We start from the raw sequence: 25,032 nt of genomic DNA, 5'->3' as shown, positions 1-25,032 counted from the left end.
TCTACTCACCTTCTTTAGCTGTTTCTAGCTCTTGCGCCACTTGAAGTTTCTCAAATGCTTTAAAGAATGGATAGTAAATCGCTAATGAAACGAAGAAACAGACGAAGACCATCAAACAAGCAACCCAATTCCAATTTGAGGTAATCAATGCGCCAAGAGGTGCGGGAATCGAAAATGGTGGTTTGACCATCATCTTAGGCATCCAATCTAAAGCGGTAACGATATAGACTAAGATAGTATTAGCGATTGGCACAAGAATAAACGGAATTGCCAACAGTGGATTCATCACAATTGGCGTCCCAAAGATCATCGGTTCATTAATATTAAAAATTCCCGGTAAAATGGAAAGACGCCCCAATTGTTTTAAATAGTTTGAACGGGAGAACATAAACAAAACAACCAATGCAAGCGTTGATCCTGTTCCACCCATTTGCGCATACCATTGATAAAATTGTTCGGTAAAAAGATTTGGTAGATCAAAGGCAGACATCCCATTTTGGAACAATTCTGCATTTTCTAAAATTGCCTGATCCCAAAACGGGCGAATGATGGGACCTAAAACGGCATGGCCATGAATACCCAATACCCAGAATACACAGATTACAAATTGTGTGATGATCCCACCAATCAAATTATTTCCCGTTAAGAACCCTTTTAAAGGAGAGATGGCGATCGTCAACAATCCATTTAAATCAAAGCCGAAAAAGTGGCGCAGAATCCAAAAGACTAAGATAACCAGCAAGGTTGGTAGGAGTGCCGCAAAGGATTCGCCTACAACAGGCGGTACGCCTTCTGGCATCTTGATTTCCAAGTTTTTTGCTTTTGTAAAATGATAAATCTCTACTGAAACTAGTGCCGCAATGATCGCACCGAATAATCCTTGGGATCCAAGGGAAGCGATGGGTAAATACCTTCCTGCAAGTACGGCATCTCCTGTCGTGCTGATGCCTTCCGCCAAATTGATCGGAACGACCATTAAAATCGTCGCTAACATGGATAAAAACCCACTTGTTATCCGATCGAGTTTGTAACTAGCACCTAAGTTGGAGCCAATCGTAAATGAGGCATAGAGAGACATTAACCCCACCGTAAATCGAAAAGGAATGTCAAGTGCCGGTAAATAAGGAGCGACCCATTCGGTATAACCAGGAATCGGCAAATTTAAAATAATAGTGAAAAAAGAGCCAACGATCGTGAGCGGTAAAATAGAAATCAACCCATTTCGAATAGCCTGAAAGTGCCGCTGCTGTCCAATAGCATTGGCAATCGGTAATAACTTCATTGCAACCGAGTCTAAAACTTTCATTATAAAACCCTCCTAAAATTCGTTTGAAAAACCATTTTTTTGAATCACTTCTTTAAACCATAGGCCAGACTTTTTCATCGTTTTTTCTCCCGTTTCTAAATCCAGACGATAAAAGCCATAGCGATTTTTGAACGCATTCTGCCAACTCCAACAGTCCACAAATGTCCACATGTGATACCCCAGACAGTTACTCCCCTCCATCATTGCTTGATGAAGCTCAATTAAATGCTCTTTTAAAAAAGCAATTCGGTAGTTGTCTTGCACTTGCCCCCCTTCGATAAATGTTTCTTCTCCCTGAATCCCGATGCCATTTTCTGAAACAAACCAATCAATATTCCCATATTCTAACTGGATTTTTTTAGCGATATCATACAAGCCATGAGGATAAATCTCAATCCCCCTTGAAGTATTCATTCTTCTGCCAGGCATCTCGTAATCATCGTAAAACCATTCTGGTGAGAAAACTCCCTCGGGATTAGGCAAAGATTCTTTGGCTTTCACTCGCCGTGGACGGTAATAATTGATCCCTAACAGATCAATCGTTGTTTCAGCAATCAAAGCAAGATCTTGTTCTTCCACTCGTGGCATTTGGTCGTAGCGCGTTAAAATAGCCTTTAACTCCTGTGGGTAACGACCTTTTAAAATCGCTTCATTAAGGGAGCGAGTATAGAAGAGGTCTGCCATTTCCGCTGCTTTTAAGTCGGCAGGATGCTGGCTTCTTGGGTAAACTGGGATCACATCCATGATGATACCGATTCTTCCTTGATAAGTTCCTTGTCGAAAGACCTTAACTGCCTCACAGTGAGCAAGGATGATATGGTGAAGTACTTGTGCCGCCCGTTTAAAATCTACTACATAAGGATAGTGTCGGTCATGCAAATAGCCGGCTTCTGCTGGAATCATCGGCTCATTAAAGGTAAACCAGTACGCAACTTTCTCATGAAATAGATCAAAACAAATTTTCGCATACGCCCGATACGCTTCGATGACCTCACGATTTTCAAATCCGCCGATTTCTTGTAATTTCATTGGCATGTCAAAGTGATAAAGATTGATAAACGGTTTGATGCCTCTTTGATTTAACCCATCAAGCATTCTGGTATAAAAGTCAACAGCTTCTGGATTAACTTCCCCTGTACCTTCGGGAATAAGACGTGACCAAGAGATCGAAGTCCGAAAAGAATTAAAAGAAAGTGCCGCCATTCGATCCAAATCCGCTTCCATTTCCTGATAAAACCTTGATGTATGTTCTGTTGTAACTCCTTCAAAAAACCGATGGTTATAGTTTTTTGATGCATAATCCCAAATGTTTTCTCCTTTATTGTCTCCAGCTATCGTTCCTTCTGATTGTGTCGCACTCGTTGCTGCACCCCAGAAAAAGTCCTTCGAAAAATTATACGCCATGTCGCCCTCCTACAATTCCTTTTTCACTAAGCGAAGCATCCGCTTACATTATTGAACAACGAAAGTATAGCATGAAGTAAAATCAATATAATGTTATAATCATAAATAGAGAACGTTTTCATCCCTTGTCATTTGTTCCACAAAAAAAACACTTTGTTACGGAGGTGCATCATGCTTTTCCTTGACTACAATCCTGAACTTACTGCACTAGAATACGAGGTTTACCGATTTGTATCAAAAAACTTGGCTTCAGTGTCTAAAATGAAGATGAAAGAACTTGCCAAAGAGACCCATACCAGTACTGCTAGTATTAGCCGCTTTTGCAAGAAATTTGAATGTAATACGTTTACTGAATTTAAGATCAATTTGCGCTTTTACTTAGATTCTCTCGTAAAATCTAAAATATCCGATAGTGATGAATCCCAAACAATTGATTTCTTGAAGCGAGTAAACCAGCCCTTTTTATCTGAAAGAATCGATCGAGCAACAGAGATTCTTAAGAACAAAAGCTTCGTGCTATTTATTGGATCAGGCTTATCTGAAACGATTGCGGAATATGGCGCACTCTATTTTACTGACTTGGGAAAAACGGCATTAAAAGTTGACGATCCCTCAAATTATCCTATCGACTGGTTTCCAGAAGACATATTGTGCAAAACCGGTATCATTGTTTTGTCTATTTCTGGGGAAACACAAGAAATGATTCGATACTTACAAAAGTTAAATCAAAAAGATTGTCAGATTATTGCCATCACGAATACTGAAGATTCAACCATCAGCCAGTTATCCGACTTAACGGTGCCCTATTACATCGAAAGAGAGACTGTTTTTAAAACCAGTCAAAAAAAAGAGAAAACCATTGAACTGACTTCTCAACTACCAGCAATCTATTTAATTGAAAAATTTGCCAAAAGAATACGCCTATCAGAAGAACTTCTCTGATAGGCGCAGGTAGTTTCATTTATTCAGCGATCTTCACAATCTGTAACTAAATCAAATAAAAGTTCCACCAAATAAATGGCTGGAATTTGTGAGGACAATGAATCAGCTGCTTGATTATCGGAAAAATAATAAGCAAAGTTTCGCTCAGAAAGTTTGGCAATTGACGTTGTTGAACGATTTGTTAGTGAAATGGTCGAAATTCCAGCGGTGGTACATTCAGTAATCAAGGATTCAAGGAATGGATCGGCGCCTTTATTAGAAAAAACCAGCAACGTGGCTTCGCTACTTAAGGTTCGCCAAACAGATTTAATCGGTGCTGCTTCTTCCTCTACGCTCACGATCTTATCTAAACGTGCAAACTTTTGTTGGGCATAGGTCAAAGCAAGTGTTGATTCCCTATCACTGGCTAAGATCAAAAGTTTTGTTTTGCTTATTCGTTTAGCAATCGTTAATAATGTTTCTCGATAGAAGGATTCATCCATACGTTCAAAAAAATAGTGCAGGGCTTTTTTATCTTGTTTGAATAATCGATCAGTCTTTCCTTGTTTCTGTAACGTCTTTTTCAGCTTGATTTTAAATTCTGAAAAACCTTCGCAATCAAATTTTCGACAAAACCGTAGAACAGTCGTTGAGCTAGTTTTTGTTGCATCCGCCAACTCACGAATAGACATCGAACAGACTTCTGCTTGCTGATTTAATACGTACTGAAATAGTTGCCATTCTTTCTTACTAAATGACTTATTCTCGGCAGTGAGTTCCATCAGTTTTCTCCTTGCTGCGCACCTTCGCCTTCAAACCATCTTCTTCTCATAAATAAAATCATCCATCACAAATCCCGAACCAATCGCAACGGTGCGTTCAGAAACACGCGTAAAGCCGCGATGCTCATAAACAGCGATCGCCTGCTGGTTTTGTTTGTTGACGTTTAAATGCAGTGTTTTGCCTGAGGCGATCTCCTCATACCAATCAAAGACTTGGCTGGCATAGCCTTTGCCTCTAGTGGATTGATGGAGATACAATTTACTTAAATAAATCTGTTGCTGCGTTTCTTCATACGCTGTATATCCTACTGCTCGGTCTCCTTCTAATAACAAAAGATAGACTGCTCCTTGCTGGACTTCGTTTTGAATCGCTGCTGGTGATTGGTAATGAGCCAGCATATACGCGACTTGATCGGACCCAATGATAGGTGTAAACACTTCTGGCCAAATTTCTTTGATCAAACGATCCAACGTTTGGAAATCTTCAGGTGATTGAATGATTTTTTTTGTGATTGCCATAAGAACCCCTTCTTTCTGCTGCACGAAACAAAAACTCGTTTATAAATATCTCTATTATAATGGATAGGGAAAAAAAAGAAAGGGCACGTGGAACAAAGACCCCAAAATGTCTCAAAAGATGGTAAACTAGAAGTGAAAAAATGGTGACGAAAAGGAGGTAGCAACCCGATGCAGCTCTTGCAACTACTTTTACTGGCAATCATTTTTGTTTCGTTCTTCATGGCGTTGATTGGCTGGGTTTTATCGATGACCAATGGCTTGATCTTCTCTCGTTCTCCTCAGCAATTTAAAGCGCATGCCCATGATCCTAACTATGAAAAAGAACGACAAGCAGGCAAGCGCTTGAAAGAGATTATATTCCGACGCATTGTTCCTCTAGGAATAGCCTCTTTGTTCGTCTATGGGTTAATCGCACTATCAAACGTCCTTTAAAAGTTTTTAAAAAGACTCAAACAAATCAAAAAAAAACCGGCATCTTTTCCTGTTGATCAATGCGCCTTTCGCTTTCGCTGAGGGGAACATCAATGCATAAGATGCCGGTTTGTTTTTTATTTACTTACTGCTGCTTTAGAGGCTTGAACTTTTTTCAGTAAAGCGAAGAGGACTTGGCTATCATCAATAGCCGCAATATATTGTTGGCAAAGTGCCATCATTTCTGTTTCATCCATTTTATCTAAAGAAATAACTAACTCATTTTCTACTACCTGCTTATTATTCATAGGGCTCCCTACTTTCTTCCTTTGTTACCTCTAGTTTGCCATGAATGAGCAGGTTCCGTAAGAACTTTTCAGTTTACAAACAGGAAACGGGTGGTTTACATCCTTGTCCTATCAAGGTTTTTCCAGAAAATTTATTCGGTAGCAGGCTCGATGTGGATGTCAGTATCAAACACCTGAAAACGATCAGCTAAGAGATCTTCAATAGCATCTGCTACGTTATGACTCTTTTCAACCGTCAAAGATTTGTCCATCGTCACGACGACATCGAGAAAAACATTGGCGCCATACATTCTTCCTCGAATCGATTTGACAGATTTCACTTCAGAAAAACCAGCGATTGCCGCTTCATACTCCACGACTAACGATTCATCAAACCCATCAGAAAGTGAAAAGGCACTCTCACGAAAAATATCGACGGCGGTTTTGATAATCAAAAGAGCTACCACGATCGCAGTCAAACTGTCCAACCAACCGATACCAAATGAGGCGGCAAAAATAGCGATCGCCGTTCCAATACTCGTCCATGCATCGCTGCGGTTGTCTTTAGCAGCTGCTAGCAAAGCGGAGCTTTTTACGCGAGCGGATAATCGCTTATTATAGTAATACATGCCATACATCAAAATAGCTGAAATGATACCGACGACTGCCGCGATCATATCGGGACTTTGCGTTTCTCCGAGTAGAATCGTTTGAATGGAAGACCATAAGACTTGCAGACCGACCGCCAGCATAATCAAGGACGTTACGAGACTCGCCACATTTTCTGCTTTCCAATGACCATATTTATGGTCTTCATCTGCTGGCTTTTGAGCCAGACGCAAACCAATCAAGACAGCGATCGACGCTACGATATCCGTCGCATTGTTCAACCCATCTGCCCATAGTCCTTCAGAGTTTGCCAAACGACCGATGGCAAGTTTGGCGATGGAAACCAAAATGTAAGCAACGATACTTAAGATGGCGCCTCTTTCTGCTTGTTTTAATTCTGCGTATCTTGTTTGATTCATGTCATCCCCTCCAAATAGTCAACTTGAAAATAATAGCTGAAATTTTCACAGTTTGCATCATTTATTTGAGAGATTTTATTTTTTAGGAGCGGCAAACATTCACTTCTAGTGAAACGAATTTCTGTTCTGATGACACCAAAAAAGCAGGACCCATAAGGGACTCCTGCTTTTTCTACTTTTTCTTTCACAAAGAAGCATGGCTACTCATTCACCAACAACTGGCGATTTCTTTCACTGAATTTCTCATTGTGGGAGGAAACCATCGCCTGTGGGACACTGGTCGGCTCTAAATAGTGTTTGATTTGGTTGACTGCTTGCGCAGCATCTTGAAAGGCTCCCGCCAATAGATTCACTTTGCCTTTGAAATAATGAATGTCGCCCGCTGCAAAAACACCGGGATGGCTAGTTTTTGTAGGAATCTCGCAATTGAGGTAAAAGTCTTCATGGCGTGCCAGATCAAAGGAGACTTTATCTAACAAGCCACTGTCACGGTCATACCCGTGTTGGATCAGTAGATGATCGCATAAAAAATCGATCGTTTCATGGTTGGCACTGTTTTTTAGTCGTAGAACCATATTGAAGGTTTCTGCTTGATTCACCCCATCGATGGTGTGATTCATCAGCACTTGAATCCCTTCTGCTTTCATCTTCTTTACTTGTGCTTCATGGGCTTTCAATTTTTCTCCTCGGTAACACAGGGTGACTTTGGCACCATAAGACACTGCTTCGATCGCATAATCCACTGCCGCATCACCGCCGCCAGAGATCACTAGATGCTTGCCTTGGATCGCTTGCTGGTCAGGAAACTGATAGTGGATATAGTTGTCGACATTATTATGGATGAAACATGGCAATTTTTGCGGAGAAACGACACCGCCTCCGATACAGACTAAAACGGTGCGTCCAACATGGGTCCTCCCTTGGTCATCCACTGCATAAAAAAGGTCGTCTTCCTTGGTCAATGAAATGATTTTCGTTTTCAGATAGATCGTTGGATCAAACAACTTGGCCTGTTCAATCAAGTGTTCTTTGACTTTCTTTCCCTTGGTGGGCGGTAATGCACCCACATCCCAGACCATTTTTTCAGGATAGAAATTGATCTTCCCGCCTAATTCAGCTTGTGCTTCAAACAATACGACCGATAGATCACGTAATCCAGCATAAAAACTCGCATAGAGTCCAGTGGGTCCTCCGCCGATAATCAGAACATCTGCTATAGTGGTCATTGGCTAGCCTCTCTTTCGTAAATGAAAATCATTCTCAATTAGTTAGTTCGATTATAGACAACGATCGTCCATTTGTAAAGAATTTTCTGAAAACAAATTAATTATGTTTACCAATTATTTTTCTTTACATTGTAAAGAAAAAAGCCTTTTCCTGAACTTCTGGTAAAAAAAAGATGAGCAGATTGTTATTTTTTCTCATTTTATCTAGTGATATATTTGTGATCGTCCCTGACTTCAAGGTATACTCTTAGAAAGTAGGTGAAAAAATGGAAGTTGAAAAATGTTACGCGCCCTTACCGGACGGGTCTGTCCTCTATTATGAGAAAACCGGTTCAGGACGCCCTCTTTTTTTATTGCACGGAAATGGCGGCAGCAGTGCCTATTTCTCAAAGCAGGTCGACGCTTTGCGTCAAAAACATCAACTGTATTTAATCGATAGTCGAGGACATGGCAAATCCACCAATACGCAGAAGAAAATCGATTTTTTTAAAATGGCAACAGATCTCTTAGCAATTATTCAGCAAGAAAAGCTAACGAAAATCGCCTTACTAGGATTTAGCGATGGTGCCAATCTGGCGATGGTCTTTTGCCATCTCTACCCAGAGCATGTCAGCTGCATGATTTTAAACTCTGGCAACACGGAACCGCGAGGTGTGAGGCTCTTTTCTCGAATCGGCAGTGTCTTGCAATATCTGATCGTTTGGCTTTGTTCCCCATTCTCCAAAGGCATGCGGGGCTTTCTGCCTATTTTGGGATTGTTGTTTCGTCCAATCGGTTTATCTACAGCCGATTTGAATCACCTCAGTGTGCCGACATTGATTTTGGTCGGCAAACGTGATTCGATCAAGCTTTCCCATTCTTTTTATATTGCAAACAGTATTCCTCAGTCCAATTTTATCGTCGTCAAAGGACAAGGACATAGCTTTGCACGAAAGAATCCAGAAGTATTTAATACGAAAGTATTATCTTTTTTAGAAAAGGTCGGTGAATAACTATGAGAATCTTTACTTGGCTCCGCGACCACCGCTCACTGTTTAAAACCCTCTTCTTAATTGCAGTCGCCGTGATCGTGTTCGGCGAGCTGCTTTCGTTAAGCAAGACGATCTCGATTGATCAACTAAAACAATTGTTTGCGCAACTATCCCTTTGGCGAGTGGCATTAATGGCTGTCATTGGCTTACTGTGTGTTTTTCCCATGGTCTTATATGATATCGTCTTGAATCGCTTACTAGGGGACAAACCTGCTCGCCGCTATTTACTAGAAACCAGCTGGATCATCAATACCATGAACAATTTGATCGGCTTTGGCGGTTTCATCAGTATCGGGTTACGGTCAGAATTTTATGGCAAAGGAAAAAAAGGCAAAGACGTTGCCCAAGCAATATCGAAGATTTTTATCTATTTGATGTCTGGTCTTTCGATTTTATCGCTTGCTGGGCTGGCATTCGTCCTCTTCGGTCCCACGACCGATTATCTTCAACAGTATTGGATCTGGCTTTTAGGCGGCAGTCTTTATTTTCCAATCGTCTATGCGCTTAGTTTTTCTAAAAAAAATGCCTACTTAGGTGGGCTGCAACGACGTGATCGTCTGCAGCTGATCGCCGCTTCCTTATTGGAATGGCTAGGTGTTTTTGCCGCCTTCTTTACGACGGGTCTGTTGATGGGTCTCTCGGTCGATGTGTTTCAACTGTTGCCGCTTTTCATCGCTGCTTCCGTGATTGGGATCGTCTCGATGATTCCTGGGGAACTGGGAACCTTTGATGTCATGATGATTATGGGAATGGGTTCACTACAGATTCCCCGTGAAAGTGTCATTGCCTGGCTCTTGCTGTTCCGCCTGTTTTATTACATTATTCCCTTTTTGATCGGTTTGCTTTTTTTCTCAAAAAATGTCGGTGTCTCCCTCAACCAGCGCTTTTCTGGTATTCCAAAAAGCTTGCTGTTGGAAGTGTTCCACAAGATCGAAGTGTTGTTGCTTTATCTGACTGGAACGATGTTGGTGCTTTCCGCCACGATCCCAGAAGCCTTTGATCAAATCAAATGGTTAGCCCACCTCAATCCGATTCGCTTGAATTTTGTGATGCAGTACCCGAGTATCTTTCTCGGCTATCTCTTTTTGATTGCCGGTCGCGGCATCTCTGCCCGTGTCAGTCGCGCGTATGTGCCGACGCTTTTATTGATTGCAGCAACGATCGGCTATGCTATTTTTGCGGGGTTCCGCTTTTCGACCATGCTGTTTCTTCTATTATTACTGGCGATCATGATTTTTTCAAAAAGCGAGTTATTCCGAAAACAACTGGTTTTCGCTTGGGAATGGCTGACGATCGATGGTTTGTTGATTGGTTCGTTGACGATCCTCTATGTCATTATCGGGGTCTACAACATGCCCCATATCAATCGTCATCCGACGCATCACCATTCGATGGATTTTTTGCTCTTCCCTTCTGAAAAATTATGGCTCCAAGGCTTCGTTGCGATTTTATTCGTCGCCGTTGCGATGCTGCTGTTTGCACGCTACTTGATGGGACCAAAGCACCAACTCGGCGTCAGTGCCGCCACCGATAAAGTGAAGCATATTTTGAACACTTATGGCGGCAATAGCGATAGCCATCTTGTCTATTTAAAAGACAAGCAAGTGTACGTTTATCCAGAAATCGGCGAGCCGACGGTCTTTTTTCAATTTACGACCTTTAATAATAAATGCTTAGTCATGGGGGATCCTTCTGGGAAGCAAGCAGACTTTCCCCAGGCACTGGAAACCTTTCTAACAGAGATGGATCAGTGGAATTACTTGCCAGTCTTTTATGAAAGTAGTGAAGAAATGGTGATGCTGCTGCATGAATTTGGCTATGACTTTATCAAATTCGGTGAGAAAGCCTATGTGGATCTGCCTAGCTTCACCCTCTCAGGAAAGAAAATGAAGGGACAGCGGGCATTGAACAACAAGATCACCAAAGAAGGCTTTACCTTTGATGTGCTCACCCCACCCTTTTCAGCAGAAACCTTTGCAACCCTTAAGGAAATTTCTGACAACTGGCTAGATGGACGGAAAGAAAAAGGGTTCTCCCTTGGATTCTTTTCAGAATCCTATCTGAGTACCGCACCAATTGCAGTCGTCCGTAATCAGCAACAAGAAATCGTCGCGTTTGCCTCCTTTATGCCAACCTATCAGACAGGCTTAGCTTCCATTGATCTGATGCGTCACGATCCTGAAAAAGCCCCGAACGGAACGATGGATTTCTTGTTTATTCAGCTGTTTGACTATTTTAAAGAACAAGGCTACCAACAATTCGATTTAGGTATGGCCCCATTAGCCAATGTTGGTACTTTCCGCAGTAGTTTCTTACAAGAGCGGATCGCCTATCTCGTTTACACTTTCGGGTCTCGCTTCTATTCTTTTGAAGGATTGCGGGAGTACAAACAGAAATATGCCGCTTCTTGGTCCCCTCGCTACATCTTATATTCTCGGGACAGTTGGATCGGTTATGTCATGATTGCTCTGTTGATCGTCGATAATCAAGCGGCAGACAAAACGAAATAAAAAAGCTCAAATGCGCCGGTTTATTCTCGGAGCATTTGAGCTTTTTTAATTGTTGCGCTTCAAAGTTATTCTGCTGATTTAGATGGTGCGTTTTCCCAAAGTTGTTTGACGACTGGAATATTTCCTAGTTCCGTCATATTGGATGGCAGAATGACCGTGTTGGTATTGCTGTTGACCACGTCTTTAAAGGCTTCGATCCCTAGATAAGATAAGGAGCGCTCGTCTAGCTGGCTTTCTTTGATTGCTTCATTGATAGCTAGAATCCGTTTGCGTTCAGCTTCAGTGATTTTCGCGATTCGTTCCGCTTCTGCCTCAGCATCGATCCGTACACGTTTTGCCCGCGCCTCTGCATCGATTTGGGTTTGTTCTGCCCGAGCTTGCGCGTCGATCGTCATTTGCGAAGCTTTGGCTTCGGCACTTAAGACTGAAGAAGATTTCTCCCCTTGGGCTCTTGTGATCATGGATTCTTTGTCTCTTGAAGCTGTGATCAATTTATTCATTGATTCAATGATTTCTTGGGAAACTTTGATTTCTCCGATATTGATCCGGTCGATCGCTAACCCGTAGCCAGCAGTGATGTCTTTGATCGAAGTAAATAGAGCCACGTTGATTTCTTCAGTTCCATTTAAAACTTCATTTAAATCCATTTTCCCGATGATTCCCCGCAAGTTCGATTGGGCATCTTGGATCATTGAAACAATGGAGTTTTCATTTTCGTAGACAAAGGCACGCACATCTGTGACATGGTATTTGATTGCTTCATCAATTTGAACGATTACATTATCTTTTGTTATTGCACTTTGGGGTTCGATCTCCAAAGGAATCTGTTTCAAGGACACTCTTTCTCGAACTGTATACAAAATCGGAACAAGAAAATGAAGCCCTGGTTCCAACGTTCGAACGTACTTCCCAAAACTTTCGACAACTTTGACTTCCCCTTGACGAACGATCACAGCAGTGCTTGCAATCAGCCAAATCAAAATCACTAATACGAAGATAACTAAAATAATTTGGATAATGATCATTGTAAAAACCCTCTTCCATTTTCAAATAATGTATTGTTTACACGGGTCAATAAGACACCGTTTTCAACCCCGATAATCTCTAACATGACATTTTCAGCAGGAATCCCTGCAATCACCCGATATTCTGTATAGGTGCCATAAAGCCGTATATAGCCTGAATAATGATCCGTCAACGATCGAAAATAGCGCCCTACCGCTCGTTTTTCCATATAATCTACGATGATTTTCACCCTCTTTGCCTTCATGCAGTAAATTTGAAGCTTCAAACTCATTTGTTAATCTATTACAAGTGTTACTAACTATGATAGCACGTTTCACCCAAGAGAACAGTAAACTTATGCTGATTCCGCTTTTTTTTAGAAAAAAAAAATAGAACGAAAACCAATTCCTTGCATTTTTCATTTAAATTGCATACAATTTAATTGTACAAAATATAAAAATCAGGAGTGAAGAAATGATGAAAAAAATGTATTCGACTAAAATGATCAACACTGGTGGCCGTTCAGGAGAAGTACACAGTCCCGATCATTCATTTGAGCTAAACATCACTGCACCTGGCAAACGTGTTGAAAATGCCACCAACCCAGAACAACTTTTTGCGGCTGGGTTTAGTGCTTGTTTCAATAGTGCCCTTGAATTAGTGAAAAGCAACAAAGGAATCGACGGTGCTTCGACTGTCAGTGCACAAGTGACCCTATATGCAGAAAGTGACTCAAGCTTTGTTTTAGGCGTTGAGATCGAAGGTAAAATCGAAGGTTTATCAACAGAGGAAACACAAGAATTGCTTGAAATCGCTCATACCGTATGTCCTTACTCAAAAGCTACAGCTGGCAACATTGAAGTGACTGTCAAAGCCGTTAGCGAGTAGACTTTCGTTGAAAAAACAGCTATGATAAGAGGCGGATGTTAGAAAAAGGGGTGAAAACATGAATGTCTTAGCGTTAGAAAACCAATTGTGTTTTCCTCTATACGCCGCTTCAAAAGAAATTATCAAACAGTACAAAGACTTATTGGACCCGTTGAATTTGACCTATACCCAATATTTAGTGATGTTGGTGTTATGGGAAGATGAAGCGATCAGTGTCAAAGAATTGGGGAAGCAATTATGTCTAGATTCTGGCACACTGACACCGGTTTTAAAAAAGCTTGAAGCAAAAGGATACCTAGTAAGAAATCGAAATCAAGACGATGAACGTTCCTTGCGGGTCACATTGACTGATTCAGGCAAAGGACTCCATGAACAAGCGCTAGAGATCCCCTACAAAGTAACGGAATTCTTGCCCCTTGAACCGGAAGAACTGTCAGTCCTCCACGAATTGACGACCAAAATGGTCCAAAAATTTCAAGAACAAGAAAAATGATCCGCTGTTTTCACAGCGGATCATTTTTTTATCTTTTAAACCTTCACTAACAAACAGCGAAGAAAAACAGATGACCTACGAAGCTTTGGTTTTCAATTCGCCAATAACATTTCGCAACTGAGTTAATTGTTCTGGGTCTTCAATTTTTTTGATCGCAATTTTTACCAGTTCAAAAATTTGTTCCTCCGTCAAACCACTTTGCAAAATCTCCAATTCGGTGACAGCTGGTTGGAAACGACGAGCCAAAACTGACCCACTCATCTTGATACTTGCTATCTCAAGTATACCTTTATTGACTAACTTACGAATCACTGACAATGACGTGTTGCGATTCAAGCCGAAGCGTTCACTAAATTCGGTACAGCATAGCGGCTCATCCACAGCCCAAAAACAAACTAAGACTTCCCACTCTTTTTTTGAAAAACTCAAGTAATCCATAACTGCTCCTTTCCATGCCAATCAGGCTGGTTCTTATTTTCTAATCAAAACAATCGCAGCTATTGACATAATCTATCTATCCTCTTCATTTTACGATTGTTTTTTCTTTCACTAAAAGGATTATATACCAATAATAATCTATTTTATTCATAATTTCAAAATAATTTTTATTTTAATGATAAATAACACGTTTAATTCTCCTTCTTCTCCATAAAAAAAAAGCGACTAGATGCGCTAGTCGCTTTCTTTTCTATCAAGTGATCCTAAGAAGAACCGCTTATTGGATGTTGAAGATCAGGCTTTCGTGCTCTTTTTCTTTTAAGGAATAGCCACAAAACTCTTTATTCAAATTCGGATAATCGCGTTCGATCATCTGAATAACCTCGATTTCCGTCAAAAATTTGTCTTCCGACAATTGCAGCGAGTTCAACAAGACAAAGCGTGAATCATAGCCTAAAATCTCTGGCATCAATTGCCAAAAATTTGAGTGATCAATTTGTTGGATCGTTTCTTCAAAGTTAGCAATCAATTGTTGTACATGATCATAGACTTTGGGATAATCAGATTTTAACAAATCCAACAGTGCTTGATCGACCACCTTATCCAAATAAGCCTTTGTATCCGTATAGATTATTGAAGAAATCACTTATTTCATCAATCCTTTCATTCAAATGCCATATTCGACATCGTCAAGGATGGCTCCCTGTTCCTATATATAGCATACTATCGGTGATTTTCGTTCTCAGATTAAGGACAGAATCAAGAAAAAAAGGAGAAGTCGTTTTTTTGATTCCTCAATCTTACTCCACAATAGCAAAATTTTGCTGAACTGATAAGCAAAGCGAATCAGCAATATCTGAAAATGAGAAATTTGTCAGATTTCCCTCCTTTTTTAGATAGATTGCCTTTCTTCTATAAGAAAAATCAGCCGCCAAAGATCGCATCCTTTAGCAGCGATCGATTTGAACCAAACAACCAGCAGCCCTTATTGCCCTTCACAAAAAACGGAGACAGCATAATCTCAGACAGAACCTTCAGCAACATGTATAATTAAAGTAGAGAAAGTCATCAAAATAAACGAGACGAGGAGTGGAGCAAAGATGAAGAACCATTGTAAATGCGGCAAGAAGTTAACTGGCAATGAAAAAAGCTGTCCGGACTGCAAACGCAAAAAACAGCAAACTTTAGATTCCTTGGAAAAATTCGTTAAATACGACAGTTTTGCTTTAGCAGGCCTATCATTAGTTTTAAAAATTGCGAAAAGTCGACAAAGTTAGCAGTGATCGACTGAGAACTTTAATAAAAAAAACGCCGTAATGGCGTTTTTTTTATTAGTCTACAATCGTACTCTCCAACTGCCAATTGACCGTACCTGAATAGGTACCAGGTTCTATCAAATCCAACTTGGGAACAAAGCGAAAGTAGCAATCATATTCCTGAAGATCCAGAGTTAAGTCCTTTGCTCCTGTTGGCTGCTGTTGGAAAATCACTTGTTCTTCAGAAGTGACAGAAGCCACCAGCTGATTGGTCACCGGATCATAGAGGACCAATTGGATTTCATCCGCTAATTGTTGCTGATTTTGCATAAAATCAGTCATCTGGCCGCTTAACTGCCAGGTCCCTTCGCTGGTATTGCTGACAGACAAAAGGGCTTCTTGATCAAAAGCAATCGTTAAATAAGCAAAGCCATCGTCTCTGATGGTTCGTGCGAGTTCATTCAAGGTCACTGCCGCTGCGTTGATTGAAGCAGGCGCACGCTCAAATACCACGATCCCTCGAAAGTCAATGCCATAATAACGTGTCGTCGATCGATTGCCTTCTGTATCGATCACATAAGACGCAAGATAATAGGTTGTGCCCGGTTCTAGATCTGAGGTCTCTAGTGCCAATGTATCCGACAATGGCTCCGACAATGTTCCCCGTTCAACCAACGCTGCTTCAGAGAAATCCGTTTCGGTGATTGTCTTATCCTCCGTAAAGAAATCCGTGACATATATTTTGGCTTGAGTCGAATTTTGGTCATCAATCGTGATCGGTATGTAGGAATTGCGCTTTTGCCGCACGATCTGCAGGTCTGCTTTTGCTTCTGCCAATGACGCCGAACCTGTTGAAAGAGTCGGTGGAAAGGATCCGGTCATTTGATAATAATGAATTTCTGGATCACCTGATGTCATACTGGAAACAAAAGCATTTCCATTAAAAACAGTTTGGACAGGGATGGCTACATCTAAATTCTGATCGAGCGGAGCTTCTGTGTAATTGACGGAAAAGTGAACGATGTATTCATTCCCTTTGACCATGTCGGGCAGTGTCACAACCAATTGTCCATTTTCAATGACAAAGGGCAAGGCAGTTCCGCCTTCAGGCATGCCATTAACCATGATTTCACTGGCTTTCCCAAAATAGACCGCCTCGGGAACTAATGATAGTCCTTCTGGAAAAAGCGATGAGAGCAAGATTCCCGATTCCAAGTCAGCTAGATCACTGGTGCTTTTATAGGAGAGATAGGTCGCATAAGTAATGGTTTTGCTATTGTCGACAGTGGCTGGCTGGGCAAGTGTCGTACCAGTATCCAACAATAGTTTGACTGGGTCTTTTTCAAAAACACCGGTTCGCATATCAAGTTCTACTAGTCCTTCAACATCGACAAAGGCCACAGCTTTTTCTTGAACATAGCCCCCATTTGCACCTGTAAAACCAAAATAGACCGGTGCACTATTGGTGAGATTCAAATTCGATTTGAAGGTGTCATCAACAGGAACCGTCACATCAACACCGAAATCTGGTACGGTGTAACGCAACGTTTGCGTCGGCTGATCAAAGACTACTGTAAAAATATGCCACTGCCCATCGGAAATATCTGGTACGGATACCGTATCTCGATGGTTTAAGACTTTGTCAATAATCAGCCAACCATCGGTGGTATATGCGTCATTTGAACCTGGAAAATTCCAAGCGATATGATGGCCGGAAGGAACATCACGATCCATCATTCCGTCCCCCGTCAACCCTGTATTATTATAAAATGTATCGAATTCAATCGCAAAACTTTGGGGGATCGCCCCAGTACTTAAAGGAGTAGCTCCTCCCGAATTTGACCAGACACCAATCGTCGGTCCCGCTTGTTGAGCGAGTGCATTTAAGCCACTGCTTTGCATCACAAAAGCTAATCCATCACTGTCCGTTGCTGTATTATCAATATAAAAAGCCATTTCTAAACGAAAGGAGCGAGTAAAGGAAACGGGCTTATTAAACCAAACACCACCACTGGAATTGGTAGTAATACCATCATTGATCTGAACATAATTGAATCCTGGCTCTCCTTGTGGCGAACCTGCTTGCCCCACAGGAGTGATCAAAGAATCGTCAATCGCCAACGTAGGAAAATCCGGAACAGATACCGCAGCATAGATTGTCTCTTGCCGCCAGCCCAGCAGAAAGAAACTAAAAAGAAGTACATAGAACCATCGTTTAATGCCAAACTTTTCCATCGCTGTCCCCTGCTTTCTTCATTCTGATTCTTCTTGCATTGCCGGTGCATCATCTGCTTCTGCTTTTTTGCGTCGCTTGTACAAAAAGAACAAAAGAAGCAAGACAAGCAGGAAGAGTGGTATCCCTAAAGCATAGAACCAGTACTGTTTTTGAAGATACGCTGCACCTAACGTTGTCTGACGGTTGATAAGGTTGGCTTGCTTGCGATCAACCACCACCGAATCCTCAAACACCCATGTTCCTTTAGGCGCATTCAACTCGATCCGTAATAGATAGGTCCCCGGTTCGAGAATGTTCTGATCAAAGGCACTAAACAGCTCCAAAACCGAATTCGGAGCTATTTGAAAATTCTCTGAAGAAAACCCACCGACCTTGTTGCCGCTGTCTTGCTCACGTATCACTGTTTTGACAGTGATGTTGCCAAATGCTGTGGGCTGATCATTGCGGATCCTACTTTTGAGAGCTGTAGAACCATATCTTTCCACCGCCTCAGAATTGATCAAAGACAATTGGGGATCAGGCATGGTTGCCACATTCTGACGCAAGCGGATCCCTTGTTGAATTTTATAGTTGGCTTGCAGATTTGTTTGCTGGCTTTCAGTTGTCCCTGACGTTTCTTCTTCAAAGGCAAACACACCAAGTATTTCTCCTACAAATTCTTTTCCTCTCATTGAAAGGGTAAAATGAACCTGATGACTTTCTCTAGGGGCAAGTTGGATCGTCTGCCTTGGATTTTCAATCAATTCACTAAAAGAGATTCCTTGATTCTCTTCGGCGGTCTGTTCTGCTTGGTAAGCGATGATCCCAGTAGAGGCCGTATAACTATTTAGTGCGGATGCTTTAATGGTCAACGGGTCTAGACTCGTATTATGAAGGGCAACGGTCAAATTCTGTTCGGTCTCATGATTTACCAGTAGGTCGAAATAACTGACGTCACTGACTTGATTTTGGGGAAGTTCAGGGGTTACAGTGAACCGTGTGGTCTGTGCATGACCGGTGACTTTCGTAACGCAACACAAACTGATAAAGAAACTAATGAGTACGAAGCACTTGATTTGTTTTTTCATTGTCGCCCTTTCTTTCCTACTCTGCTTGATACGTGTTCGCTAATGTCCAAGTGATCGTGCCGCTATAAGTGCCGCTGTTCACATTTTGCTTCGGTACGGTTAATGAAGCATTGGAAAAGTTAAAATCATTGGTTGCTAAGCCAGTTGTGCCATTAGCAGAAGCAATCAGCGTTGGGTCTGGTGCCCCTACCATCAATTCGGTGCCCGCGACTAGCGCTGCATCGCCAGAAGCCGTTGTACCATTTAAAGTGACTTTGGCATTTGCCAGCTCGTTATCGCTGGCATTCGTCATTTTCGATAATTGCGCCGTCAACTGCCAGCCAGCTTGATTCGGCCCACGGTAATCTGTGATCGATGTCACTTCATTCGACGTTGTTTGAATCACTTGTTCATCGGTAGCGATCTCTTGGATACTGCTTGTACCGAAGTTAAAATTAGTCACCTGATCCAGTGACAAGATTCCTTGTTCGATCGTTAGAGTTGCTTGACTCGTCATTGAAGCCGTTGGATTCGCTTCTGCTGCAGCTGCCGCAGTCGGCGCCATTCCTAAACCCATTCCGACCAAACCTAACACTACTGCCTTTTTGTTCATTTTCATCTCTTCCTTCACTTTTTTTAATGAGAAACCGAGGGTCATCGAAAAAACAGCCTTAAAAAATAATAATTTAATTGGTGTTTTTTTCATTCTATTCTCATCTATCATAAGTATAATCCATCATGGTTATCATACGGTTCACAGATTTAGCGTAAAAAAAACGCCAAAAAGGAGAATCCCTTATGTATCGAGAATTCATATCTCCCGCAGAAGAAAAGAAATTAGAGATTTTCAAAGTTGTCTGCAATTCCAATGGCGTGACATTGGTCCAACTGTCAGAAGTTTTGAATATCCCGCAAAAAAGCCTGCAAAAATATATCTATTTTTTAAATGAAGATTTGCAGCTGCTCTCCCCTCACCTGCTTCTATCAAAAAATCATTACAATCAGTATTTTCTTGATCGAACAGAGGATGATGAACCTTTCTATGCACAATTGATGTATCATTACTTGCTCAACTCCACACAATACAACCTGATTCACTACTTGATTGGGCGCCCGCAAATGACCTTGACGCAATTATGTTTGGATTTGCATGTCAGCCAATCGCATATGTATCGGTTGATCAAGAAAATCAACCAACTATTGGAAAAATTTCAAATCCAAATTCGAACAGACCTGAATAACCGCATCGTTCTTGCTGGAAAAGAGCTTGATATCCGTATTTTCACCTACAGTTTCTTGACCCAAAGTGCGCCAGCTGACTTGTGGCTATTGCCGAGCGTTTCCCATAAAAATGTCGAAGAGTTTACAGCGTTCTTTGCTGTTTCTCACTTTGATCCGTTAACGAAAAATAAACTCGCTGCATTTTGGCAAGCAGTGGTCAGCCGAACGATCCAGAAAAAATATTTGCCAGCGATCCCTGAAAAATACCTGGGATTGATGAATTTTTATTGTTTTTTACCAGAGGAAATCCTCGAATCGCTTTTTTTGAGTGCCGATTATGCCTCAGAAAAGACGCTTCAGTCAGAATATCTTTACTTAAATTTCTTCTTGCATGTCTTTTTGCCAGGAGTAATTCCCCAAGAGAAGAATCAAGCGATCATCCAAGAGCTCAAACATTCTGATACCGATCTTGTGCGCTTTTTCACTGCAATGATCAATGATTGGCACGATACCTTTGCTCCAAGTCAAGAAGTCGCCGAATTTGAAAAATTATTAAGCAGCTGTCTGCTGGTCTTCAATCTATCGATCATTATCGGTATCGATCTTCTGGAAGTGTGGCAGCTCGAACACCAACTGTTGACCGAAAACACTCCTTCGAATGAAAAAACCTATGAAGCAATCTGCAAGCTTTTACTGACCCATGTTGAAAGGTATCCATTTGCTGACTTGGATAAAGAGTATTTTGAACAGACACAGTTGCCTTATCTTGCGCATCTCTTGTTTTTAGAAACACAGATGAACACGCCCCCGACCGTGTCGGTCTATATTCAAACGACGATCCAATACCGCACGAAGCAAATGATCGAGACAAGGATCCGTTCGATTTATTCCAAAACATCAGTGACTTTTGTTAACCAGATGGAAGCAGCCGATCTTTTGATCACCGATAGTTATGAAGAAGTGATTTTTTCCGAAAAATTAGTCTTACTGTCTAACCTGCAAGCCGAACAAGAGTGGGCAGCAGTTTTTGCAAAGATCAATCAATTGATGATGACCAAGATGTTTGCCAAACAAGGAAAGTAAGCTGCCGATTCCATTTTCATCCGCAAAAAAAGCCCGAGCATCTTTGCTCGAGCTTTTTTCCTACAAGTTTATCCAGGGGTTGTTAAGCGAAGAAGCTACCACCCGTTACACTGTACACTTGACCAGTTACATAGCTTGCTTCATCAGAAGCTAGGAAAACATAGACTGGCGCTAATTCGACTGGTTGTCCCGCACGTTTCATCAATTCTTTTTGACCAAATTCTGGGATCGCAGATTGTGGTTGTCCACCAGAAATTTGAAGTGGCGTCCAGATTGGACCAGGCGCAACAGTATTGACCCGAATACCTTTTTCACTTAATTGAGCAGCTAACCCTTTACTAAAGGAAGTAATGGCACCTTTCGTGGCTGCATAGTCTAAAAGATGGGCGCTTGGTTCCGCACTTTGGATCGAAGTGGTCGTGATGATGCTTCCACCAGCTGGTAAGTAATCCAATGCTTCTTGAACAGTCCAATACATGGAGATGATATTCGTTGTAAAGGTGTCTTGAATTTGTTGCGTAGTCAACTCTTTGATATCCTTCACCGCTTGTTGCATCCCAGCATTTAGAACCAACGTATCTAACCCGCCTAATTCTTTGGCTGCTTCATGAACCAATTGACGAGCGAAGGTTTCATCTTTCAAATCGCCTGGGATCAAGACTGCTTTGCGTCCAGCTTTTTCAATGACTGCTTTGACTTCTTGCGCGTCTTCTTCTTCAAAAGGAAGATAGTTGATTGCAACATCGGCGCCTTCTTTGGCAAAAGCAATCGCTGCTGCTCGACCAATACCAGAATCACCACCGGTCACTAATGCTTTGCGTCCAGCTAATTTGTCTGAACCTGAGTAGCTTTCTTCCCCGCAATCAGGTACTGGCTGCATCTTTCCTTGAATCGCCGGTGCTTCTTGCACCTGTTTTTCAAATTTGCCATCATAATACTTCGTTAACGGATTGTTGATTTTTTCTGACATGCTCGTTTCCTCCTTGATTATTTCTACTTCTTATTTGTCATCGTTTGTTATGACCTTACTTAAAAGTGTAAAGGAAGATGGAGGGAATGAGAAACGAAACGCTCACCAGAAAAAAAGCATCCGTAAGAAAACGGATGCTTAATGAAACGAAAAAGCTGCGTGACTCAGTAGTGAAAACGCCCACAAGTATCTCATCATTCTGCTGGGAAATCGTAGTGAAATTTTTGTGTGCAGTGGTTGATTTTGCTACTTTTCTAGCAGTTCGAGGAGTGCCCGACGAAAGGCCTCCATCTCCTTTGCGGTCTGTAGAAAAACATCGGGATGACTGTGGTGGCTGTCGCTCATCCAGTGTTTGGTGTCTGCAATATGTGCTGAAACATTCTAAAGTAGTAAAAAGCATGCTCGTTTTCTAAAAAAAACGCTGTTTATTCGCGGTACTAAAAACATTAGCGTGCCTTCACAAATCCTTCTGATTATTAACTATTTTTTTCACAACCAATGGATATTATTTTAAAAAAATGAATATTTACGTTATCCTTTTACTCAAATAAGAAAGAATGAGGAGAGTTAAAATGATCCAACTTGCTCGCTTGATCTTTTGGGTACCAGTCATCTTTTTTTCGTTAGGTTTGGTCTTCCTAACGAAACGACTGCCGCGTTTCACATGGGTTTCTCTAACGATCACTGTTTCTTTGATCATCTTTGTTTGTAAAATCTTAGAATACTCCTATGTCATGCCAGATATGAAACTAACCGTTTATTTTATGGGTTTCTTGATTTCTGCTAGTCTGCTTGGGTATATTTTTTATTTGCGTAGTAGAAAACGTTGACTGCAGTTGCGCCTCACTCGCACCAAAACACTCTCTTAGTGAAGACTCTTTTGACTACGAACAAAGACGAGCTATACCTACGAAACAGCTCCTTTCATCCCCTTCGTAAGGATTGCGGCTCATGATCTCCTTTCGAGGGGATTTTTTTATTATTCATCCTCACTCCTTCTTATTCAGTTTACTTTGATGAAAAAATCACTTTTCGCCGATCACGGCATGCCAAGCCTTTCTCTCTGATTCCTTTCGTTGTGACATTTGCGATCCCCAAGAACACATTGCCTTCCCAAACGATTAAATATATAATAAAATGGTAAATTAACACACCGAAACAAAGAATCATCAAACCTCTTGAAAGGAGCGTTTCCTATGAGCTGGCTGACCTTTGTCGTCCAACCACTGACCCTGCTGTTTTTTCTCACGGTTTTTTCCCTTGTGTATTTGATGCCTGAATCCGTTGTGCCTAAGCCAAAAATGAAGAAGTGGTCGTTGACTGTTTCTTTGATTTTTCTGGCATGGCAACTGCTGATTCCCTTTTTCTTCTTTGTTCTCTAAACCCAGCAAAAAAAGCGATTCTCACAAAAGAGAGCCGCTTTGGTTTAGTTTTTAATCCTGTAACAAACTACCGCCATTGGTGGCAATGACTTCTTTGTACCAGTAGAAACTATCTTTGCGGGAACGGTCAAAGCTGCCGTTTCCTTCATCATCCGCGTCTACATAGACAAAGCCGTAGCGTTTCGACATTTCTGACGTGGAAGCCGATACTAAGTCGGTACAACCCCAAGGCGTATAGCCCATCAATTCCACACCATCTTCGATCGCTTCATACATTTGTTCGATATGCGCCTTCAAATAATCGATGCGATAGCTGTCATGGATCGAACCATCCTCTTCCACCGTATCCAAGGCACCTAAGCCGTTCTCAACGATAAACAACGGTACTTGGTAGCGGTCGTATAAGTTATTCAAAGTCACACGCAAGCCGATTGGATCGATTTGCCACCCCCAGTCAGAGGCTTCCAAGTAAGGGTTTGATTCACCTAAAGAAAAGTTGCCCGCAGTTGCTTCGCCGCCTTCTTCAGGATTGTGGCGAGCAATAGAACTCATGTAGTAAGAAAAGGACATGAAGTCGACAGGGTATTGCGCAAGAAGGTCTAAATCGCCGTCTTCGAAGGTCACTTCGATGCCGTTTTCTTTAAAGAAGCGCTTCGTATATGCGGGATACTTCCCACGAACTTGGACATCAGAGAAGAAGAGATTCTCGTGGTCACGCTTGATTTCTTCCATTACATCTGCTGGATTTGGTGTAGCTGGGTAGGCTTGCATTCGTGCCAACATCATCCCTACTTTGATGTCAGGATTGATTTCGTGGGCAAATTTTGTTGCTAAACTAGAAGCCACAAATTGATGATGCACAGCTTGATACATGTCAGAAAGGTTTTGTGTGCCGTCTTCGGATAATAAGGCACCACCAACATAGCCAGAGATCCCCATGATATTGATTTCATTGAAGGTCAACCAGTATTTGACTTTGTCTTTGTAGCGGGTCAGCACGGTTTCTGCGTATTTGACGAACAAATCGATCACTTGGCGATTTTTCCAGCCGCCATAGTTCAACGCGATCCCGATAGGTGTTTCGTAGTGAGAGAGGGTCACTAAGGGTTCGATCCCGTATTTCGCACACTCATCAAACACATTGTCATAAAATTGCAAGCCTTCTTCATTTGGCTGAGCATCGTCACCATTTGGAAAAATTCTTGACCAAGCGATGGACAGACGGAAGGTTTTGAAGCCCATCTCTGCATACAAGGCGATATCTTCTTTGTAGCGATGGTAAAAGTCTGACCCCCAACGTTTTGGATACAAGCCTTCTTTGTCATTTAAGGCAAACAAAACTTTTTCCCGTGTCATTGGTGCAGCAAATTCTGCCATGTTTTTGCGGTCTTCTGGTTTGACAGCGATCGCTGTATCAGATGTGGCTGGACCACGTCCGCCTTCGTTCCATGCTCCTTCAAATTGGTTGGCTGCAGTGGCGCCGCCCCATAAAAAGCCTTTTGGAAATTGTTTTTCTGTCATGATTAGCCTACTTTCTTTTTCTTTAATGATCGACACAGCAGATCAGCAAGAAAGCATTCTTACTGATC

General features: G+C 41.7%; 26 protein-coding genes. 10 read left to right on the top strand and 16 right to left on the bottom strand.

The annotated features are described in order from the left end of the window. Position 1: 1 nt before the first annotated feature. Positions 2-1,306: a PTS sugar transporter subunit IIC gene (locus IGI96_RS13730; protein WP_438785225.1), complete on the bottom strand. Its 1,305-nt coding sequence runs from the start codon at positions 1,304-1,306 to the stop codon at positions 2-4. Positions 1,307-1,318: 12 nt separating this feature from the next. Then, on the bottom strand, positions 1,319-2,710 hold the full coding sequence (locus IGI96_RS13725; RefSeq protein WP_074931752.1) for a glycoside hydrolase family 1 protein: 1,392 nt from the start codon (positions 2,708-2,710) through the stop codon (positions 1,319-1,321). Between the two features lie 171 nt (positions 2,711-2,881). Here IGI96_RS13725 and IGI96_RS13720 point away from each other — a divergent pair, with 171 nt between their 5' ends. Then, positions 2,882-3,652: a MurR/RpiR family transcriptional regulator gene (locus IGI96_RS13720; protein WP_074931755.1), complete on the top strand. Its 771-nt coding sequence runs from the start codon at positions 2,882-2,884 to the stop codon at positions 3,650-3,652. A 23-nt stretch (positions 3,653-3,675) separates the two neighbouring features. On the opposite strand, the gene IGI96_RS13715 is transcribed toward IGI96_RS13720, so the two are convergent. Both IGI96_RS13715 and IGI96_RS13710 read right to left on the bottom strand, forming a co-directional pair. Further along, positions 3,676-4,413: a MurR/RpiR family transcriptional regulator gene (locus IGI96_RS13715; protein ID WP_015509457.1), complete on the bottom strand. Its 738-nt coding sequence runs from the start codon at positions 4,411-4,413 to the stop codon at positions 3,676-3,678. A 30-nt stretch (positions 4,414-4,443) separates the two neighbouring features. After that, positions 4,444-4,932: a GNAT family N-acetyltransferase gene (locus tag IGI96_RS13710; protein WP_142967198.1), complete on the bottom strand. Its 489-nt coding sequence runs from the start codon at positions 4,930-4,932 to the stop codon at positions 4,444-4,446. A 168-nt stretch (positions 4,933-5,100) separates the two neighbouring features. Here IGI96_RS13710 and IGI96_RS13705 point away from each other — a divergent pair, with 168 nt between their 5' ends. Continuing rightward, positions 5,101-5,364, top strand: coding sequence for a hypothetical protein (locus tag IGI96_RS13705; RefSeq protein WP_438785224.1), 264 nt, complete (start codon positions 5,101-5,103; stop codon positions 5,362-5,364). A 116-nt stretch (positions 5,365-5,480) separates the two neighbouring features. On the opposite strand, the gene IGI96_RS13700 is transcribed toward IGI96_RS13705, so the two are convergent. The 3 genes from IGI96_RS13700 to IGI96_RS13690 form a co-directional block, all read right to left on the bottom strand. Further along, entirely contained in the window at positions 5,481-5,651 is a 171-nt protein-coding gene (locus tag IGI96_RS13700; RefSeq protein WP_005225698.1) for a hypothetical protein, read from the bottom strand. 131 nt (positions 5,652-5,782) lie between these two features. Continuing rightward, positions 5,783-6,658, bottom strand: coding sequence for a cation diffusion facilitator family transporter (locus IGI96_RS13695; RefSeq protein ID WP_005225697.1), 876 nt, complete (start codon positions 6,656-6,658; stop codon positions 5,783-5,785). A gap of 200 nt (positions 6,659-6,858) precedes the next feature. Next, positions 6,859-7,884, bottom strand: coding sequence for an NAD(P)/FAD-dependent oxidoreductase (locus IGI96_RS13690; RefSeq protein WP_005225695.1), 1,026 nt, complete (start codon positions 7,882-7,884; stop codon positions 6,859-6,861). Between the two features lie 266 nt (positions 7,885-8,150). Here IGI96_RS13690 and IGI96_RS13685 point away from each other — a divergent pair, with 266 nt between their 5' ends. Next, positions 8,151-8,876: an alpha/beta fold hydrolase gene (locus IGI96_RS13685; RefSeq protein WP_005225694.1), complete on the top strand. Its 726-nt coding sequence runs from the start codon at positions 8,151-8,153 to the stop codon at positions 8,874-8,876. 2 nt (positions 8,877-8,878) lie between these two features. Beyond that, the gene (mprF, locus tag IGI96_RS13680) at positions 8,879-11,425 is read left to right on the top strand and encodes a bifunctional lysylphosphatidylglycerol flippase/synthetase MprF (RefSeq protein WP_016610356.1); all 2,547 of its coding nucleotides are present in this window, start codon (positions 8,879-8,881) and stop codon (positions 11,423-11,425) included. A 65-nt stretch (positions 11,426-11,490) separates the two neighbouring features. Here the strand turns inward: mprF and IGI96_RS13675 are convergent, their stop codons facing one another. Next, positions 11,491-12,450: an SPFH domain-containing protein gene (locus IGI96_RS13675; protein WP_438785223.1), complete on the bottom strand. Its 960-nt coding sequence runs from the start codon at positions 12,448-12,450 to the stop codon at positions 11,491-11,493. Further along, complete coding sequence (locus IGI96_RS13670) at positions 12,447-12,722, bottom strand: hypothetical protein (protein WP_016620494.1); 276 nt, start codon at positions 12,720-12,722, stop codon at positions 12,447-12,449. The genes IGI96_RS13675 and IGI96_RS13670 overlap by 4 nt, the downstream gene beginning before the upstream one ends. A 185-nt stretch (positions 12,723-12,907) precedes the next feature. Between IGI96_RS13670 and IGI96_RS13665 the strand changes: the two genes are divergently transcribed. Both IGI96_RS13665 and IGI96_RS13660 read left to right on the top strand, forming a co-directional pair. Then, positions 12,908-13,318: an organic hydroperoxide resistance protein gene (locus IGI96_RS13665; RefSeq protein WP_034858106.1), complete on the top strand. Its 411-nt coding sequence runs from the start codon at positions 12,908-12,910 to the stop codon at positions 13,316-13,318. 58 nt (positions 13,319-13,376) lie between these two features. Further along, complete coding sequence (locus IGI96_RS13660; RefSeq protein ID WP_005225689.1) at positions 13,377-13,811, top strand: MarR family winged helix-turn-helix transcriptional regulator; 435 nt, start codon at positions 13,377-13,379, stop codon at positions 13,809-13,811. Positions 13,812-13,886: 75 nt separating this feature from the next. Here IGI96_RS13660 and IGI96_RS13655 read toward each other — a convergent pair whose 3' ends face one another. From IGI96_RS13655 to IGI96_RS13635, 5 genes are all read right to left on the bottom strand, one after another. Next, positions 13,887-14,249, bottom strand: a complete 363-nt coding sequence (locus IGI96_RS13655) for a hypothetical protein (RefSeq protein WP_005225688.1) — start codon at positions 14,247-14,249, stop codon at positions 13,887-13,889. 277 nt (positions 14,250-14,526) lie between these two features. Next, complete coding sequence (locus IGI96_RS13650; protein WP_015509452.1) at positions 14,527-14,895, bottom strand: DUF7006 family protein; 369 nt, start codon at positions 14,893-14,895, stop codon at positions 14,527-14,529. A gap of 685 nt (positions 14,896-15,580) precedes the next feature. After that, positions 15,581-17,740, bottom strand: a complete 2,160-nt coding sequence (locus IGI96_RS13645) for a lectin-like domain-containing protein (RefSeq protein ID WP_438785222.1) — start codon at positions 17,738-17,740, stop codon at positions 15,581-15,583. Between the two features lie 18 nt (positions 17,741-17,758). Next, complete coding sequence (locus tag IGI96_RS13640; RefSeq protein WP_375838634.1) at positions 17,759-18,808, bottom strand: DUF916 and DUF3324 domain-containing protein; 1,050 nt, start codon at positions 18,806-18,808, stop codon at positions 17,759-17,761. A gap of 16 nt (positions 18,809-18,824) precedes the next feature. Further along, positions 18,825-19,445 (bottom strand): WxL domain-containing protein, encoded by a 621-nt coding sequence (locus IGI96_RS13635; protein WP_375838635.1) that lies wholly within the window; start codon positions 19,443-19,445, stop codon positions 18,825-18,827. A gap of 140 nt (positions 19,446-19,585) precedes the next feature. Between IGI96_RS13635 and IGI96_RS13630 the strand changes: the two genes are divergently transcribed. Beyond that, a complete protein-coding gene (locus tag IGI96_RS13630) occupies positions 19,586-21,091 on the top strand; it encodes a helix-turn-helix domain-containing protein (RefSeq protein ID WP_375838636.1) in 1,506 nt (501 codons plus the stop codon). Between the two features lie 82 nt (positions 21,092-21,173). On the opposite strand, the gene IGI96_RS13625 is transcribed toward IGI96_RS13630, so the two are convergent. Then, positions 21,174-22,061 (bottom strand): SDR family oxidoreductase, encoded by an 888-nt coding sequence (locus IGI96_RS13625; RefSeq protein WP_005225682.1) that lies wholly within the window; start codon positions 22,059-22,061, stop codon positions 21,174-21,176. 86 nt (positions 22,062-22,147) lie between these two features. Between IGI96_RS13625 and IGI96_RS13620 the strand changes: the two genes are divergently transcribed. The 3 genes from IGI96_RS13620 to IGI96_RS13610 all read left to right on the top strand — a co-directional run bounded on the left by IGI96_RS13620 (position 22,148) and on the right by IGI96_RS13610 (position 23,443). Beyond that, positions 22,148-22,474, top strand: coding sequence for a hypothetical protein (locus IGI96_RS13620; protein ID WP_438785221.1), 327 nt, complete (start codon positions 22,148-22,150; stop codon positions 22,472-22,474). A 159-nt stretch (positions 22,475-22,633) separates the two neighbouring features. Then, complete coding sequence (locus tag IGI96_RS13615) at positions 22,634-22,891, top strand: hypothetical protein (RefSeq protein ID WP_005225681.1); 258 nt, start codon at positions 22,634-22,636, stop codon at positions 22,889-22,891. 366 nt (positions 22,892-23,257) lie between these two features. Next, positions 23,258-23,443, top strand: a complete 186-nt coding sequence (locus tag IGI96_RS13610) for a hypothetical protein (RefSeq protein ID WP_375838637.1) — start codon at positions 23,258-23,260, stop codon at positions 23,441-23,443. Between the two features lie 51 nt (positions 23,444-23,494). On the opposite strand, the gene IGI96_RS13605 is transcribed toward IGI96_RS13610, so the two are convergent. After that, positions 23,495-24,964, bottom strand: coding sequence for a glycoside hydrolase family 1 protein (locus IGI96_RS13605; RefSeq protein ID WP_096741354.1), 1,470 nt, complete (start codon positions 24,962-24,964; stop codon positions 23,495-23,497). Between the last annotated feature and the right edge of the window lie 68 nt (positions 24,965-25,032).

The organism is Enterococcus sp. DIV0421, assembly GCF_051713745.1.
GTDB lineage: Bacteria > Bacillota > Bacilli > Lactobacillales > Enterococcaceae > Enterococcus_D > Enterococcus_D casseliflavus.
This window is presented reverse-complemented; position numbering and strand designations above follow the sequence as displayed.